Here is a 15,934-nt window from a genome sequence, read left to right as displayed (position 1 = left end):
GGCGGCCGTTATCCTTTGCGTATACTGCGCCAATGTTTTCCCCTATGGCTTTACGTCCGCGCTGCGCCAAGTGGCTCATCGTAACCGGACTCTTCCTGATGCTCGGCGCCTGTGTTGAGAAACCCAGCACCCTTGAGCGCGTAAAGGAGGATGGCGTGCTGCGGGTGATCACCCGTAACAGCCCCGCCACCTACTTTCAGGACCGCAACGGCGAAACCGGCTTCGAGTACGAGCTGGTGAAGCGCTTCGCCGATGATCTGGGGGTGGAGCTGAAGATCGAGACCGCCGACAACCTCGACGATCTGTTCAACCAGCTGGGTCAACCCAAGGGCCCGGTGCTGGCCGCCGCCGGCCTGGTCGGCAGCGAAAAGCGCAAGCAGCAAGTCCGGTTTTCCCATCCGTATCTGGAAGTCACCCCGCAAGTCATCTATCGCAATGGCCAGTCCCGGCCCACCAGCGCACAGAACCTGGTGGGCAAGCGCATCATGGTGCTCAAGGGCAGCAGTCACGCAGAGCAACTGGCGGAGCTCAAGCTCAAGTACCCCGGGATCGAATACGAAGAGTCCGACGCCGTGGAAGTCGTGGACCTGCTGCGCATGGTGGACGAGGGACAGATCGACCTGACCCTGGTGGACTCCAACGAACTGGCGATGAACCAGGTGTACTTCCCCAAGGTGCGGGTGGCCTTCGACCTCGGGGACGCCCGCAGCCAGAGCTGGGCCGTGGCCGCCGGTGACGACAATAGCCTGCTCAACGAAATCAACAGCTTCCTCGACAAGGTCGAGAAGAACGGCACCCTGCAACGCCTCAAGGACCGCTATTACGGTCACGTGGACGTGCTCGGTTATGTCGGCGCCTACACCTTCGCCCAGCACCTGCAGCAGCGCCTGCCCAAGTACGAGAAGCACTTCAAGGCCTCGGCCAAACAGGAAAAGGTGGACTGGCGACTCCTGGCGGCCGTGGGTTACCAGGAATCCATGTGGCAGGCCGAGGTCACCTCCAAGACTGGCGTGCGCGGACTGATGATGCTGACCCAGAACACGGCCCAGGCCATGGGCGTGTCCAACCGCCTGGACCCCAAGCAGAGCATCAGCGGCGGCGCCAAGTACCTGGCCTACATCAAGGAACAACTGGACGACAAGATCGAGGAGCCGGACCGTACCTGGTTCGCTCTCGCCGCCTACAACGTCGGCACCGGCCACCTGGACGACGCCCGCAAGCTGGCAGAACGGGAAGGCCTGAACCCGAACAAGTGGCTGGATGTGAAGAAGATGCTGCCGCGGCTGTCGCAGAAGCAGTGGTATAGCAAGACCCGCTACGGCTATGCCCGAGGCGGCGAGCCGGTGCATTTCGTGGCCAACATCCGGCGCTACTACGACATCCTGACCTGGGTGACCCAGCCGCAGTTGGAAGGCGATCAGGTCGCCGAGGGCAACCTGCACGTCCCCGGGGTCAACAAGACCAAGCCGACGGAAGACAATCCGCCGCTCTGAAAACCTTCGCTGGCAAGCCGGCTCCTACAGAGGTTGCAGGAATCAGCTTGCCGGCGAAGAGCAATCAGGCCTTGGCTGCAGCCGCCAGGATCAGCGCTTTCATCTCGGCTACCGCTCCCTTGAAACCGACGAACAGGGCATGAGCCACCAGGGCATGGCCGATGTTCAACTCATTGATGCCCTTGATCGCCGCCACCGCTTCAACGTTGTGGTAGTGCAGGCCATGGCCAGCATTGACGATCAGCCCCTGGGCCAAGCCCACGGCAACCCCGTCGACGATACGCTGCAGCTCATCGGCCACTTCACTCGGCGTCTGGGCATCGGCATAGCGACCCGTGTGCAACTCGATGGCCGGTGCGCCAACGCGCTTGGAGGCCTCGATCTGACGCTCGTCAGCGTCGATAAACAGGGACACTTCGGCACCGATTTTCGACAAGCGCTCCACCGCCGCCTTGATCCGCGCTTCCTGCCCGGCCACGTCAAGTCCTCCTTCAGTGGTCAGCTCTTGGCGGGTTTCCGGCACCAGGCAGATATGCGCCGGGCGGATGCGCTCGGCAAAAGCCATCATTTCTTCGGTGACGCCCATCTCGAAATTCATGCGGGTCTGCAGTACGTCCTTGAGTAGCAGCACATCGCGCTCCTGGATATGCCGACGGTCTTCGCGCAGGTGCACGGTGATGCCGTCGGCGCCCGCTTCTTCAGCGTCCAGCGCGGCCTTGACCGGGTCCGGGTAACGAGTGCCGCGGGCCTGACGCAGGGTGGCAACGTGATCGATGTTCACGCCGAGAAGAATGCGATTGCTGGTGGTCACGAAAGCGCTCCTGAGTAAATGAAGATTCGGCGCACAGCATACGGGGAGAACAGGGTCTGTTGCCATTTGCTCGAACGCAGAATGACGGCGCCAGCTGGGCTAGCGCGGCGAGCGGCCAAAACGGCAGCCACGCCTAGGGCTTGCGAAACAGCTCGCGACTGACCAGAGGACGCCCGCCCAGATGAACTGCCAGGGCCTGGCGCATCAGGCGCTTGGCTGCCGACAACGCGCCAGGAGCGCTCCAGTCGGCCTCGGCCATGGCCAGCAGCTCGGTGCCATTGAACAGGCCCGGTTGCAGCAGGAACACCTGCTCCAGTCCGGCATCCACCTGCAGGCGATACAGGCCATCGGCAGCGATGGGCGCGCCGTGGATGTCGCTGTCCAGGGCGAAGCCGTAGCCCAGATCGTCCAGCAGGCGCCACTCAAAGGCCCGCAGCAGGGGCTCCAGGGGCCGGCCTTCGGCCAGGGCCAGCAAGGTGGCGGCGTAGTGGTCGAATACCGCCGGATGGGGATCTTCCGCCGGTAGCAGGCGGATCAGCAGTTCATTCAGATACAGACCACTGAACAGCGCTTCGCCATTGAGCCAGGATGCGATGCCGGCACTTTCCATGCGCCCGACGTTCTTCAGCTCGCCGCGGCCGCGAAACTCGACTTCCAGAGGAACGAAGGGTCGCGCCAGGGTACCGGCCTTGCCCCGTGCGTTGCGCAGGACAGCACGCAGGCGACCTTGGGGGGTAAGGAAATCCACCAATGCACTGCTTTCGCGGTAGGCGCGGCTGTGCAGGACGTAGGCAAGTTGGCCGACTGGAGCGGTGCTGGACATGGTTGCGAGGGATCTCAGGGGCAGAGAGGGAACCGGGTCCGAAAGAAGTGTTGGAACTGTTCGCCGGCCAGCCGGCTCCTACAGGGCGCTGCAGGAGCCGGCTGGCCGGCGAAGGGCGTCAGAGGTCGCCGTAGCCCAGGGAGCGCAAGGCGCGCTCGTCGTCGGACCAGCCGCCCTTGACCTTGACCCAGAGGTTGAGCATGACCTTGGAGTCGAACAGCAGCTCCATGTCCTTGCGCGCTTCCATGCCGATGCGTTTGATCCGCTCACCCTTGTCGCCAATGATGATTTTCTTCTGTCCGTCGCGCTCGACGAGAATCAAGGCATGAATATGCAGGGTCTTGCCCTGCTGCTTGAACTCTTCGATTTCCACGGTGATCTGGTACGGCAGCTCGGCACCCAGCTGGCGCATGATCTTCTCGCGCACCAGCTCGGCCGCCAGGAAGCGGGAACTGCGGTCGGTGATCTGGTCTTCCGGGAAGAAGTGGTCGTTCTCCGGCAGGTGCTTGGCAATCAGGCCTTCCAGGGCTTCGAGGTTATGCCCCTGCTGCGCGGAAACCGGCACGATCTCGGCGTTCGGCAGTTGCTCCTGCAGCCAGGTCAGGTGCGGCATCAGCTCGGCCTTGTCCTCGATGCGGTCGGTCTTGTTGATCGCCAGGATCACCGGCCCCTGCACGTACTGCACGCGCTCAAGGACCAATTGGTCCTCGTCGGTCCACTTGGTGCGGTCCACCACGAAGATCACCACGTCCACGTCTTTCAAGGCCGCCGAAGCGGTCTTGTTCATGTAGCGGTTCAGCGCCTTCTCGTTGCTCTTGTGCATGCCGGGGGTGTCGACGTAGATCGCCTGGATGGCGCCTTCGGTCTTGATGCCGAGCATGTTGTGACGAGTGGTCTGGGGCTTGCGCGAGGTGATCGCCAGCTTCTGGCCGAGGATGTGGTTGAGCAGCGTCGACTTGCCCACATTGGGGCGGCCGACGATGGCGACATAGCCACAGCGTGTTGCGGTTGAATCAGTCATGGCCATTCTCCACGCCCAGGGCAATCAGTGCTGCGGCGGCCGCTACCTGTTCGGCAATACGACGGCTCACACCCTGACCTCGGCTTTTTTCATTCAATAAGGTGACTTCACATTCAACGAAGAATGTCCGGCAGTGCGGTTCGCCCTGGATATCCACCACTTCGTAGCGTGGCAGTTCACAGGCGCGAGACTGGAGGAACTCCTGCAGCCGGGTCTTGGGGTCCTTGTTGGTGTCCACCAGGGTCAGGCTCTCGAACTCCGAGGCCAGCCAGGACAACACGCGGTCACGGGCGGTTTCCATGCCGGCGTCCAGGTAGATCGCACCAATCAGGGCTTCCAGGGCATCGGCCAGGATCGACTCACGACGGAAACCGCCGCTCTTCAATTCGCCGGAGCCCAGGCGCAGGTATTCGCCCAGGTCGAAACCACGGGCCAGTACTGCCAGTGTTTCACCTTTCACCAAGCGTGCGCGCAAACGCGACAGCTGGCCTTCGCGGGCCTGGGGGAAGCGTTCGAACAACGCCTCGCCGGCCACGAAGTTGAGGATGGCATCACCGAGGAATTCCAGGCGTTCATTGTTGCGCCCGGCAAAGCTGCGATGGGTGAGGGCCAGAAGCATCAGTTCCTGGTCCTTGAAGGTATAACCGAGCTGACGCTCGAGACGGCTCAAAGAAACGCTCACGGTTTACCCACGCTGATTTCGTTGCCGAAACTCACCATCCTAGGGGCCGCGCACGAGGTGCGGGTGGCAATTAACGCTGTGTTCAAATCCACATCCTGAATATCGTTGACTGCATGCTTCTGGTCACAAAGCTGTTACGCGATGCCCGAGGGCAAGGGCGTTTTATACAAGAGCCAGAAAAGCATTCGGCGCTGTGTTCAACAGCGCCGTGTGTGATTACTTGATCAGGCCAACCCGCGAGAAGTTCGGCAGGTGGCTGAGTTTCGGTTCGGGCCAGCTCATCCAGACTGCGAAGGCCTTGCCGACGATATTCTTGTCGGGAACCATGCCCAGCAGATCCTTGGGAATACTTGGATCGTCCCAGTAGCGACTGTCGTTGGAGTTGTCGCGGTTGTCGCCCATCATGAAGTAGTGCCCGGCGGGAACCACCCAGCGCCCGTCCGGAGCGGGCCGATAGCGACTCATTTCCTTGCGGATCAAGTGCTCGGCGGCACCGAGTTTTTCCTTGTACAGCTCAGCGCTGCCCAGGGTGCCGGGTTCAGCCCCGACCAACTGCTCCGCCACCGGCTGACCATTGACGAACAAGCGTTTGTCGCTGGTGTAGCGCACTTCATCGCCCGGCAGGCCGACCACACGCTTGATGTAGTTGACGTTCGGGTCGCTTGGGTAGCGGAACACCATCACATCGCCGCGCTGCGGATCACCGACTTCGATGACTTTCTTGTCGATCACCGGCAAGCGAATCCCGTAAGAAAACTTGTTCACCAGGATGAAGTCGCCCACATCCAGGGTCGGCTTCATCGAGCCCGAGGGAATCTGGAACGGTTCCACCAGGAACGAACGCAGCACCAGGACGATGAACAGCACCGGAAAGAACGACTTGCCGTACTCAACCAGCAGCGGTTCCTTGCTCAGCTTTTCGACCACCAGCCCATCCGGCTGGCTGACGCTGCCCTGATAGTTGGCGATGGCCGAGCGCCGACGCGGTGCCAGAAACACCAGGTCGAGCAACGCCAAGAGACCGCAGACAAAGACAGCGATGACCAGCAACAGCGGGAAATTTAGTGACATAGGACCTAACTATCCAACCTGAGCACGGCAAGGAAGGCTTCTTGTGGAATTTCCACGTTGCCCACTTGCTTCATGCGTTTCTTACCGGCCTTCTGCTTTTCCAACAGCTTGCGCTTACGGCTGACGTCGCCACCGTAGCATTTGGCCAGTACGTTCTTTCTGAGCGCCTTGACGGTTGTCCGCGCCACAATCTGCCCGCCAATGGCGGCCTGGATTGCCACGTCAAACATCTGCCGAGGAATCAGTTCCTTCATCTTCTCGGTCAACGCACGCCCTTTGTAGTGGGCGTTGTCACGGTGGACGATCAACGCCAGGGCGTCGACTTTCTCACCGTTGATCAATACATCCAGCTTGACCAGATTAGCCGACTGGTAGCGATCGAAATGGTAATCCAGCGAAGCATAGCCGCGGCTGGTGGATTTCAGGCGGTCAAAGAAGTCCAGTACCACTTCGTTCATCGGCAGATCGTAGGTCACCTGGACCTGGCTACCAAGGAACAGCATGTCGTGCTGCACGCCACGCTTCTCGATGCACAGGGTTATGACGTTGCCCAGGTGCTCTTGCGGCACAAGAATATTGGCCCGCACGATCGGCTCGCGCATGTCTTCAATCGCCGACAGATCCGGAAGTTTGGACGGGTTGTCGACATAGATCGTTTCACCGTTCTTCAACTGCAGCTCGAAGATCACCGTCGGCGCCGTGGTGATCAGGTCCAGGTCGTATTCGCGCTCCAGGCGCTCCTGGATGATCTCCATGTGCAGCATGCCGAGGAACCCGCAACGGAAGCCGAAGCCCAGGGCGTCGGAGCTTTCCGGGGTGTACTGCAGCGACGAGTCGTTGAGGGTGAGTTTCTGCAAGGCTTCGCGGAAATCCTCGAAGTCGTCGGAGCTGACCGGGAACAGGCCGGCATAGACCTGCGGCTGAATGCGCTTGAAGCCTGGCAGTACTTCCACGTCCGGGGTCGAACTCAAGGTCAGGGTGTCACCCACCGGTGCCCCGTGAATGTCCTTGATGCCGGCGATGATGAAGCCCACTTCACCGGCCTTGAGGTCAGTGGTGGCGGTGTGTTTCGGGTTGAAGACGCCGACGCTGTCCACCAGGTGGATCTTGCCGGTGGATTTCACCAGGATCTTGTCGCCCTTCTTCACCCGGCCGTGACGCACACGCACCAGGGACACAACGCCCAGGTAGTTGTCGAACCAGGAGTCGATGATCAGTGCTTGCAGTGGGTCTTCGATATTGCCGGTAGGAGCCGGGATAGTGGCGACCAGGCGCTCAAGCACCTCGTCCACGCCCAGGCCGGTCTTGGCGCTGCAAGTCACGGCATCGGTGGCATCGATACCGATGATCTTCTCGATCTCTTCCTTGACCCGCTCCGGATCGGCCTGTGGCAGGTCGATCTTGTTCAGCACCGGCATGACTTCCAGGCCTTGCTCAATGGCGGTGTAGCAGTTGGCTACCGACTGGGCCTCAACACCCTGACCGGCGTCCACCACCAGCAGAGCACCTTCACAGGCCGCCAGGGAGCGACTGACTTCATAAGTGAAGTCCACGTGGCCCGGGGTATCGATGAAGTTCAGCTGGTAGGTGATGCCATCTTTGGCTTTGTAATAGAGGGTGACGCTGTGGGCCTTGATGGTGATCCCGCGCTCACGTTCAAGGTCCATGGAGTCCAGAACCTGGGCTTCCATTTCGCGATCGGCCAGGCCGCCGCACATCTGGATAAAACGATCGGCCAGAGTCGACTTGCCATGGTCAATGTGGGCGATGATGGAGAAATTGCGGATATGACTCAAATCACTCACGGATGAACACTCAAAAAGGCTGCAGGCAGGGCCCGCCGAAAAATAGCCGGGAATTGTACCTGATACTCGGCACGAGCGTCACGCTCGCCTATCAGCGTTTGTCAAATGCAAAAACGCCCCGATCAAGGACCGGGGCGTTGCGCTAATCGCCTGGTAGAGCCAATGAATCAGCCGGCTCGGCGCAATAGCCAGAAACCGGCAATGGCACAGATACCCGCCGGCACCAGCACCGCGAACAGCGGCGAGAAGCCGAACACCAGGCTCGAAGGGCCCAGCAGGTCCTGGGCGATACGGAAGGTGAAGCCCACCAATACGCCGGTGAATACCCGCTGCCCCAGGGTCACCGAACGCAGCGGTCCGAAAATGAAGGAAATCGCCATCAGCACCAGGGCCGCCGTCACCAACGGCTGCAGCACCTTGACCCAGAACGCCAGCCAGTAGCGGCCGTTGTTCAAACCCTGGTCGGCCAGATAGTGGATATAGCCCCACAGACCGCTGATGGACAGGGACTCCGGCGCCATGACCACGGTGCTCAGCAGTTGCGGACTCAGGGCCACATCCCAACGTTCATCAGGCACGCTGATGACCTCGGTGTGACCGTCACGGAAATAGGTGGTGGTGACATCAGTCAACTGCCAGTAGTTCTCGTGGAACCGTGCCTGACGGGCAAAACTCGACGACAACATGTGGTGACTGTCATCGAAGTGATAGCGAGTCACGCCATACAGCAGGCCATTGGGCTGCACTGCGTTGATATGGATGAACTCCTCGCCCTGGCGGTGCCACAGACCGCGCTTGGAGCTCTGGGCATCACCGGAACCCTGGGCCAGGGCGCGACTGGCCTGGGCCTGGGTCTCAGTGGCCGGCGCGACGTACTCGCCCACCAGCACGCCCACCAGCATCAGCACCAGCATCGGCTTCATCACCGCCCAGACGATACGACCGACAGAAACGCCGGCAGCACGCATGATGGTCAGCTCGCTGTTGCTGGCCAGGGAGCCAAGACCGATCAGGCAGCCGATCAGGCCGGCCATCGGCAACATTTCATAGACCCGGCGCGGAGCAGTGAGCGCCACGTAGCTCATCACATCCATCACGGTGTAGGTATCGCTGACACTGCCCATCTCATCGATGAAGGCAAACAGCGAAGCCAGCCCGAGGATGATCCCCAGGACCGCGAGAATAGCCATGAACACACTGCTACCGATGTAGCGATCGAGCTTAACCACGAGCCATCTCCTTCATGCTGCGACGACTCGCCATCTTCAAACGCAACGGTTCCCAGTACATCAAACCCAGACCAATCGCCAGGAACATCAGGTGAACCCACCACAGCCCCAGGGCTGGCGAGATCTTGCCTTTCTCCATGGCGCCACGTACCGCGATCAGGATAGTCAGGTACGCCATATACAGCAGGATGGCCGGGATCAGCTTGAGGAAGCGGCCCTGGCGCGGGTTGACCCGAGACAACGGCACCGCCATCAAGGTCACGATAAACACCAGCAATGGCAGAGACAGGCGCCATTGCAGCTCGGCACGGGCCCGCAGGTCATCCTTGCCGATCAGATCAGCAGTGGGCATGGCATCGCGATCGGTGACTTCGTCGCTGACATCAGGCCGCTCCAGCAGCACGCCGTAGGTGTCGTACTTGATCACCCGGTAGTTGGCCTCACCTGGATTGCCGTCATAGCGATAGCCGTTTTCCAGGATCAGGTAGCGATTGCCATCGGGACGAATGTCCTGGTGCCCCTTCTCGGCCACCAGCACCGAAATGCCCTGGTCCTTTTTCTCCCGGCTCAGGCGTTTTTCGGAGATGAACACTCCAGAAAGATTGGTGCGATCCTCGGATAGCTGCTCGGTATAGGTCACCCGAGTGCCATCATTGAGCGCCTGGAAGCGCCCGGCCACCAGGGTGTCGAACTCGGTCAGTGCATCCTGTTTGTTCAACAGCAACTGGAACTGATTGGCCCCCTGCGGCGCCAGACTCAGGCTCAACCAGGCCACCAGCAGGGCCACAAGGGCCGCCGGGATCATGGTCATGCCCAGCAAACGCTGCTGACTCATACCGGTAGCCGACAACACGGTCATCTCACTTTCGAGATAGAGCCGGCCGTAAGCCAGGAGAATGCCCAGGAACAGTCCCAATGGCAGGATCAGTTGCAAAAAGCCCGGCAGACGAAAGCCCATGATCAGGAACAGCGAGCCCGGGTCCAGGGCGCCCGAGGCGGCTTGTGCGAGGAACTTGACGAAGCGTCCGCTCATGATGATGACCAGCAGCACCGCACTCACGGCACTCAGGGTCAACAGGACTTCGCGGGATAGATAACGAAAGACGATCAAACCAGACACTCCAGGGTTGTCAGGCTAAGGCGGCCGAACAAGCAAACGTATCGAGCCGGCCCCAGAGACAGGGCCGCCGAAAAAAAGATGGCGCATTATCCTGTGATTGCGCGCGCCTGTCACGGAGGATGCTCACCCGACGCTCTAAAGCAGCGAACTTGGCCAAGACGAGGGTTGTCAGCCGCAACGGGCGAGGTTCAAACTGGCGGCTTTGTCGTCGGCAGCACGCGACGCCTTCTTCTATATAGACAAGCCCCGCGCCGGAGTCTTTCCTGCGCTCTTTGACCATTCATTCAGGGACCCAGACATGGAACTGGTTGTAAAAAGCGCTAGCCCGGAAACGTTGAAGACCGCCACCCTGGTGGTCGCCGTCGGCGAAGGCCGCAAACTCGGCAACGTGGCCAAGCAACTCGACGAACTCAGCGGCGGCGCCATCAGCGCCGTACTCAAGCGCGGCGATCTGGCCGGCAAGGTCGGCCAGAGCCTGCTGCTGCACGGCGTGGCCAAGCTGAAGGCGGAACGCCTGCTGCTGGTGGGCGTCGGCAAGGATGAGGAACTGGGCGACCGCCCGTTCCGCAAGATCATCAGCGGTGTACTTGCCACCCTCAAGGGCCTGGGCGGCAGCGATGCCGTGCTGGCTCTGGACGAAGTCGTGGTCAAAGGCCGCGACAGCTATGGCAAGACCCGTCTGCTGGCCGAAACCCTGGTGGACGGCGGTTACGTATTCGATCGCTACAAGAGCCAGAAAGCCGAACCCCGCGCCCTGAAGAAAATCACCCTGCTGACCATCAAGGCCGCCCAGGCTGAAGTCGAGCGCGGCGTGACCCACGCCCAAGCCATCGCCAAAGGCATGGCTTTTACCCGCGACCTGGGCAACCTGCCGCCGAACGTTTGCCACCCGACGTTTCTGGGTGAACAGGCCAAGGCCCTGGGCAAGGAGTTCAAGGGCCTGAAAGTCGAAGTCCTTGATGAGAAGAAGATCAAGGAACTGGGCATGGGCTCGTTCTATGCCGTAGGCCAGGGCAGCGACCAGCCGCCGCGCCTGATCGTCATGCAATACAACGGCGGCAAGAAATCCGAGAAGCCGTTTGCCCTGGTGGGCAAGGGCATCACCTTCGACACCGGCGGCATCAGCCTCAAGCCGGGCGCCGGCATGGACGAAATGAAATACGACATGGGCGGCGCCGCCAGCGTGTTCGGCACCCTGCGCGCCGTGCTCGAACTGCAACTGCCGATCAACCTGGTATGCATCCTGGCCTGCGCCGAGAACATGCCCAGCGGCGGCGCTGCACGGCCTGGCGATATCGTCACCACCATGAGCGGCCAGACCGTGGAAATCCTCAATACCGACGCCGAAGGCCGTCTGGTGCTGTGCGACGCCCTGACCTACGCCGAACGCTTCAAACCCCAGGCCGTGATCGACATCGCCACCCTGACCGGTGCTTGCGTGGTCGCCCTGGGCGCCCACACGTCCGGCCTGCTGGGCAACAACGACGAGTTGATCGGCCAACTGCTCAGCGCCGGCCAGCAAGCCGACGACCGCGCCTGGCAACTGCCGCTGTTCGATGAGTACCAGGAACAACTGGACAGCCCGTTCGCCGATATCGCCAACATTGGCGGGCCGAAGGCCGGGACCATCACTGCCGCGTGCTTCCTCTCGCGCTTCACCAAGAACCTGAACTGGGCGCACCTGGATATCGCCGGCACCGCCTGGACCAGCGGCGGCAAGGACAAGGGCGCCACCGGCCGCCCCGTCCCCCTGCTGACCCAATACCTGCTGGACCGCGCCAAAGCCTGAAAACCATGACCGCGGAGGGTGCCGCTTGAAGGCGGCGCCCTTTCCGGCTCAGGAATCCCAATGACCAAAGTCGACTTCTACATTCTTCCCAGCGCGGACCCTGCGGCGCGCCTGGATTTTGCCTGCAAGCTCACCGACAAGGCCTGGCGCATGGGCCATCGCATCTACCTGCATTGCAGCGACGCACAACAACGGGACGAACTCGATGCCCGCCTGTGGCGCTTCAAGGGCGAAGCCTTCGTTCCCCACGGCCCGGCAGAAAGCGAAGCCGACGGCCTGATCGTGCTGGGCTTTGGCCAGGACCCTGGCGAACACAACGACCTGCTGGTGAACCTGGACCTGAAAGTACCGGCCTTTGCACCGCGCTTTGCCCGAATTGCCGAAGTGGTGGTGGAAGACCCGACTATTCGTCAGGCGGCCCGCGAGAGTTTCCGTTTCTATCGCGAACAGGGCTATCCTCTGCAAGATCACCGTTTACAGCGACTCTGAGCACCCGATGGACACTCCCAACCCGCTGCAAAAACCCGCGCATCTACTGGACGACCTCGAGTCGATCCGTCAACTGCTCGGCGATGACAATCTGCAACCGCCACTGCTGACCGAAACCGTGAGCGGCGAAGTGCAAATCCCCCTGCTGTTCGACATGGTCGGCAGCCAGCAACCTGACGAAACCGAAGCTGCACCCGCAGCGCAAGCCAAACCGCAAGCTGCACCGGCACTGGCACCAATTCAAGTGACGGCACCAGTTCCAGCTCCAGCTCCAGCGACCGCTCCCGCAGCCAAACCTGCCCCTGCCAGCAACAGCGCCGATGCCCTGCTGCACCTGGATACCGAACTGCGTGCCGCTGCCCAGCTGATCATGCAAGACGTGATCGACGATTTCGCCCCGCACATCGAAACCGAAATCAAGCGCCGCCTCGACGCCCGCCTGGAACGCCTGCTCGCAGCAGCCACCAACGGCAAACCATAAGCCACACGCAAAAGCCGGGCATGGCCATCTTGTCGCTTGCCGCTTGTGGCTTGCTGCTGCCCCCCTCCGCTATACTTCCCGGCTTTTCCTGAATAAATGCCAATAGGGTCCCGCCGCGCATGGATAAGACCTACCAGCCGCACGCCATTGAAACTTCCTGGTACCAGACCTGGGAGTCCGAGAACTACTTCGCCCCGCAAGGCGCGGGCGACTCCTACACCATCATGATCCCGCCGCCGAACGTCACCGGCAGCCTGCACATGGGCCACGGCTTCAACAACGCGATCATGGACGCCCTGATCCGCTTCCGCCGCATGCAGGGTCGCAACACCCTGTGGCAGCCGGGCACCGACCACGCCGGTATCGCCACGCAGATGCTGGTGGAGCGTCAGATCGAAGCCCAGGGCCAGAATCGCCACGATCTGGGCCGGGAAAAATTCCTCGAAAAAGTCTGGGAGTGGAAGGATCAGTCCGGGGGCAACATCAGCCGCCAGATCCGCCGCCTGGGCTCCTCCGTGGACTGGAGCCGCGAGCGCTTCACCATGGACGACGGCCTGTCGGAAGCGGTGAAGGAAGCCTTCGTGCGCCTGCACGAAGATGGTCTGATCTACCGCGGCAAGCGCCTGGTGAACTGGGACACCAAGCTGCACACGGCGATTTCCGATCTGGAAGTGGAAAACCACGACGAGAAAGGCTTCCTGTGGAACCTGAAATACCCACTGGCCGACGGCGCCAAGACCGCTGAAGGCAACGACTACCTGATCGTCGCCACCACTCGTCCGGAAACCATGCTCGGCGACTCCGCCGTCGCGGTGAACCCTGAAGACGAGCGTTACAAGGCGCTGATCGGCAAGTTCGTCGAACTGCCCCTGGTCGGCCGGCGCATCCCGATCATTGCCGATGACTACTGCGACCCTGAATTCGGCACCGGCTGCGTGAAAATCACCCCGGCCCACGATTTCAACGACTACGAAGTCGGCAAGCGCCACAACCTGCCGCTGCTCAACATCTTCGACAAGAACGCCGCCGTGCTGCCGGCCTGCCAGGTGTTCAACCTGGACGGCAGCCTCAACGAAACCGTCGACGGCAAGATCCCGGCCGAGTACGTGGGCCTGGATCGTTTCGAAGCGCGCAAACAGATCGTGGCCGCCTTCGACGCCGCCGGCCTGCTGGTCAGCGTCGACGACCACGCCCTGAAAGTGCCGAAGGGCGACCGCTCCGGCACCGTCATCGAGCCGTGGCTCACCGACCAGTGGTATGTCTCCACCAAGCCGCTGGCGGAACCTGCCATCGCTGCTGTGGAAGACGGCCGCATCGCCTTCGTGCCCAAGCAGTACGAGAACATGTACTTCTCCTGGATGCGCGACATCCAGGACTGGTGCATCAGCCGCCAGCTGTGGTGGGGCCACCGGATTCCGGCCTGGTACGACGAATCGGGCAAGGTCTATGTCGGCCGCGATGAAGCCGAAGTGCGAGCCAAGCACAACCTCGGTCCGGACGTTGCCCTGCAGCAGGACAACGACGTGCTCGACACCTGGTTCAGCTCGGGCCTGTGGACCTTCTCCACCCTGGGCTGGCCGGAACAGACCGACTTCCTCAAGACCTTCCACCCAACCGACGTGCTGGTCACCGGCTTCGACATCATTTTCTTCTGGGTCGCCCGGATGATCATGCTCACCATGCACCTGGTGAAGAACGAAGACGGCACGCCGCAGGTTCCGTTCAAGACCGTGTACGTGCACGGCCTGGTCCGCGACGGCCAGGGCCAGAAGATGTCCAAGTCCAAGGGCAACGTCCTCGACCCGCTGGACATCATCGACGGTATCGACCTCGAAACCCTGGTGCAGAAGCGCACCACCGGCCTGATGCAGCCGAAACTGCAGAAAGCCATCGAGAAGCAGACCCGCGCCGAATTCGCCGACGGCATCGCCAGCTACGGCACCGATGCCCTGCGCTTCACCTTCTGCTCCCTGGCCACCACCGGCCGCGACATCAAGTTCGACATGGGCCGCGTCGAGGGTTACCGCAACTTCTGCAACAAGATCTGGAACGCCGCGCGCTACGTGCTGGATAAGGGCGAGGACTGCGGTCAGAACGGCGAGGCCTATGAGCTGTCCCTGGCGGACCGCTGGATCATCTCGCAACTGCAGCGCACCGAAGCCGAAGTCACCCGTCAGCTCGACCAGTTCCGTTTCGACCTGGCCGCCCAGGCCCTGTACGAGTTCATCTGGAACCAGTACTGCGACTGGTACCTGGAGCTGTCCAAGCCGGTGCTGTGGGACGAGAACGCGCCGGTTGAACGCCAGCGCGGCACCCGTCGCACCCTGGTGCGGGTACTGGAAGTGGCCCTGCGCCTGGCCCATCCGTTCATGCCGTTCATCACCGAAGAAATCTGGCAGCGCCTGGCGCCGCTGGCCGGTAGCACCGGCAAGACCATCATGCTGCAACCTTGGCCGGTGGCTAACGAAGCCCGCATCGACCAGGCCGCCGAAGACGACATCGAATGGCTCAAGGGCCTGATGCTCGGCACTCGCAACATTCGCGCGGAAATGAACATTGGTCCGGGCAAGCCCCTGGCCCTGTTCCTGAAGAACGTTAGCACCGAAGACCAGCGTCGCCTGACCGAGAACGAAGCCTTGCTGAAGAAGCTGGCCCGACTCGAATCCATCACTGTGCTGGGTGCCGGCGACGAAGCGCCGCTGTCCGCCACCGCCCTGGTGGGCGAGATGGAAGTGCTGGTGCCCATGGCCGGCCTGATCGACAAAGGTGCGGAACTGGCCCGTCTGGACAAGGAAATCCAACGCCTGCAAGGCGAAGTGCAGCGCGTGGGTGGCAAGCTGTCCAACGCCTCCTTCGTCGACAAGGCTCCGGCCGAAGTGATCGAGAAGGAACGCGCCAAACTGGCCGAAGCCGAACAGGCTCTGGGCAAGCTGGCAGAGCAGCACGCACGGATCTCCAGCCTGTAACGGCGATTCGCGCGATGTGAAAGAGGGAGGCCCATACAGGCCTCCCTTTTTTTATGCGCGCAGTCCTAGCTAGCCAGAAGGCACGCTTGCATCACTTGTCGCTCGCCGCTTGAAACTTACCGTTGCTCCTGTGTGACAATGCCCGCCACTTTGA

At 61.5% G+C, this 15,934-nt stretch carries 13 protein-coding genes; 5 read left to right on the top strand and 8 right to left on the bottom strand.

From position 1 onward, the window contains the following. The first annotated feature begins 32 nt into the window (after nucleotides 1–32). A complete protein-coding gene (gene mltF / locus DWF74_RS21335; protein WP_102861280.1) occupies nucleotides 33–1,493 on the top strand; it encodes a membrane-bound lytic murein transglycosylase MltF in 1,461 nt (486 codons plus the stop codon). A 64-nt stretch (nucleotides 1,494–1,557) separates the two neighbouring features. On the opposite strand, the gene pdxJ is transcribed toward mltF, so the two are convergent. From pdxJ to lptF, 8 genes are all read right to left on the bottom strand, one after another. Beyond that, nucleotides 1,558–2,304 carry a pyridoxine 5'-phosphate synthase gene (gene pdxJ / locus DWF74_RS21330; protein WP_047301928.1) on the bottom strand — a complete coding sequence of 249 codons (747 nt, stop codon included), beginning with the start codon at nucleotides 2,302–2,304 and terminating at the stop codon, nucleotides 1,558–1,560. A 133-nt stretch (nucleotides 2,305–2,437) separates the two neighbouring features. Further along, nucleotides 2,438–3,127, bottom strand: a complete 690-nt coding sequence (recO, locus tag DWF74_RS21325) for a DNA repair protein RecO (protein ID WP_102861279.1) — start codon at nucleotides 3,125–3,127, stop codon at nucleotides 2,438–2,440. Nucleotides 3,128–3,245: 118 nt separating this feature from the next. Then, complete coding sequence (gene era / locus DWF74_RS21320; RefSeq protein ID WP_019094760.1) at nucleotides 3,246–4,148, bottom strand: GTPase Era; 903 nt, start codon at nucleotides 4,146–4,148, stop codon at nucleotides 3,246–3,248. Beyond that, nucleotides 4,141–4,830 carry a ribonuclease III gene (rnc, locus tag DWF74_RS21315; RefSeq protein WP_102861278.1) on the bottom strand — a complete coding sequence of 230 codons (690 nt, stop codon included), beginning with the start codon at nucleotides 4,828–4,830 and terminating at the stop codon, nucleotides 4,141–4,143. Before rnc ends, era begins: the two co-directional genes overlap by 8 nt. Before the next feature lie 216 nt (nucleotides 4,831–5,046). Further along, complete coding sequence (gene lepB / locus DWF74_RS21310; RefSeq protein WP_102861277.1) at nucleotides 5,047–5,901, bottom strand: signal peptidase I; 855 nt, start codon at nucleotides 5,899–5,901, stop codon at nucleotides 5,047–5,049. A 5-nt stretch (nucleotides 5,902–5,906) separates the two neighbouring features. Then, nucleotides 5,907–7,706 (bottom strand): translation elongation factor 4, encoded by a 1,800-nt coding sequence (gene lepA, locus DWF74_RS21305; RefSeq protein WP_102861276.1) that lies wholly within the window; start codon nucleotides 7,704–7,706, stop codon nucleotides 5,907–5,909. Between the two features lie 167 nt (nucleotides 7,707–7,873). Continuing rightward, a complete protein-coding gene (gene lptG / locus DWF74_RS21300) occupies nucleotides 7,874–8,935 on the bottom strand; it encodes an LPS export ABC transporter permease LptG (protein ID WP_102861275.1) in 1,062 nt (353 codons plus the stop codon). Further along, entirely contained in the window at nucleotides 8,928–10,046 is a 1,119-nt protein-coding gene (gene lptF, locus DWF74_RS21295; RefSeq protein WP_102861274.1) for an LPS export ABC transporter permease LptF, read from the bottom strand. Before lptF ends, lptG begins: the two co-directional genes overlap by 8 nt. Before the next feature lie 307 nt (nucleotides 10,047–10,353). Here lptF and DWF74_RS21290 point away from each other — a divergent pair, with 307 nt between their 5' ends. The 4 genes from DWF74_RS21290 (at nucleotide 10,354) to DWF74_RS21275 (ending at nucleotide 15,780) form a co-directional block, all read left to right on the top strand. Beyond that, the gene (locus tag DWF74_RS21290) at nucleotides 10,354–11,844 is read left to right on the top strand and encodes a leucyl aminopeptidase (protein WP_102861273.1); all 1,491 of its coding nucleotides are present in this window, start codon (nucleotides 10,354–10,356) and stop codon (nucleotides 11,842–11,844) included. A gap of 60 nt (nucleotides 11,845–11,904) precedes the next feature. Continuing rightward, entirely contained in the window at nucleotides 11,905–12,333 is a 429-nt protein-coding gene (locus DWF74_RS21285) for a DNA polymerase III subunit chi (protein WP_115581662.1), read from the top strand. Between the two features lie 7 nt (nucleotides 12,334–12,340). After that, on the top strand, nucleotides 12,341–12,814 hold the full coding sequence (locus DWF74_RS21280; RefSeq protein WP_115581661.1) for a DNA polymerase III subunit chi: 474 nt from the start codon (nucleotides 12,341–12,343) through the stop codon (nucleotides 12,812–12,814). Between the two features lie 119 nt (nucleotides 12,815–12,933). Then, on the top strand, nucleotides 12,934–15,780 hold the full coding sequence (locus tag DWF74_RS21275; protein ID WP_102861270.1) for a valine--tRNA ligase: 2,847 nt from the start codon (nucleotides 12,934–12,936) through the stop codon (nucleotides 15,778–15,780). Nucleotides 15,781–15,934: the final 154 nt, after the last annotated feature.

Source organism: Pseudomonas protegens, from assembly GCF_003363755.1.
Lineage (GTDB): Bacteria > Pseudomonadota > Gammaproteobacteria > Pseudomonadales > Pseudomonadaceae > Aquipseudomonas > Aquipseudomonas danubii.
Note: the sequence above shows the minus strand (reverse complement) of the source record. Positions and strands in the feature narration are given on the sequence as shown.

Excerpts from the sequence above, each read along its gene's own strand:
- DWF74_RS21290 (WP_102861273.1), top strand. The coding sequence starts at position 10,354 with ATGGAACTGGTTGTAAAAAGCGCTAGCCCGGAAACGTTGAAGACCGCC.
- DWF74_RS21275 (WP_102861270.1), top strand. The coding sequence starts at position 12,934 with ATGGATAAGACCTACCAGCCGCACGCCATTGAAACTTCCTGGTACCAG.
- recO (WP_102861279.1), bottom strand. The coding sequence starts at position 3,127 with ATGTCCAGCACCGCTCCAGTCGGCCAACTTGCCTACGTCCTGCACAGC.
- DWF74_RS21280 (WP_115581661.1), top strand. The coding sequence starts at position 12,341 with ATGGACACTCCCAACCCGCTGCAAAAACCCGCGCATCTACTGGACGAC.
- DWF74_RS21285 (WP_115581662.1), top strand. The coding sequence starts at position 11,905 with ATGACCAAAGTCGACTTCTACATTCTTCCCAGCGCGGACCCTGCGGCG.
- era (WP_019094760.1), bottom strand. The coding sequence starts at position 4,148 with ATGACTGATTCAACCGCAACACGCTGTGGCTATGTCGCCATCGTCGGC.
- lepB (WP_102861277.1), bottom strand. The coding sequence starts at position 5,901 with ATGTCACTAAATTTCCCGCTGTTGCTGGTCATCGCTGTCTTTGTCTGC.
- mltF (WP_102861280.1), top strand. The coding sequence starts at position 33 with ATGTTTTCCCCTATGGCTTTACGTCCGCGCTGCGCCAAGTGGCTCATC.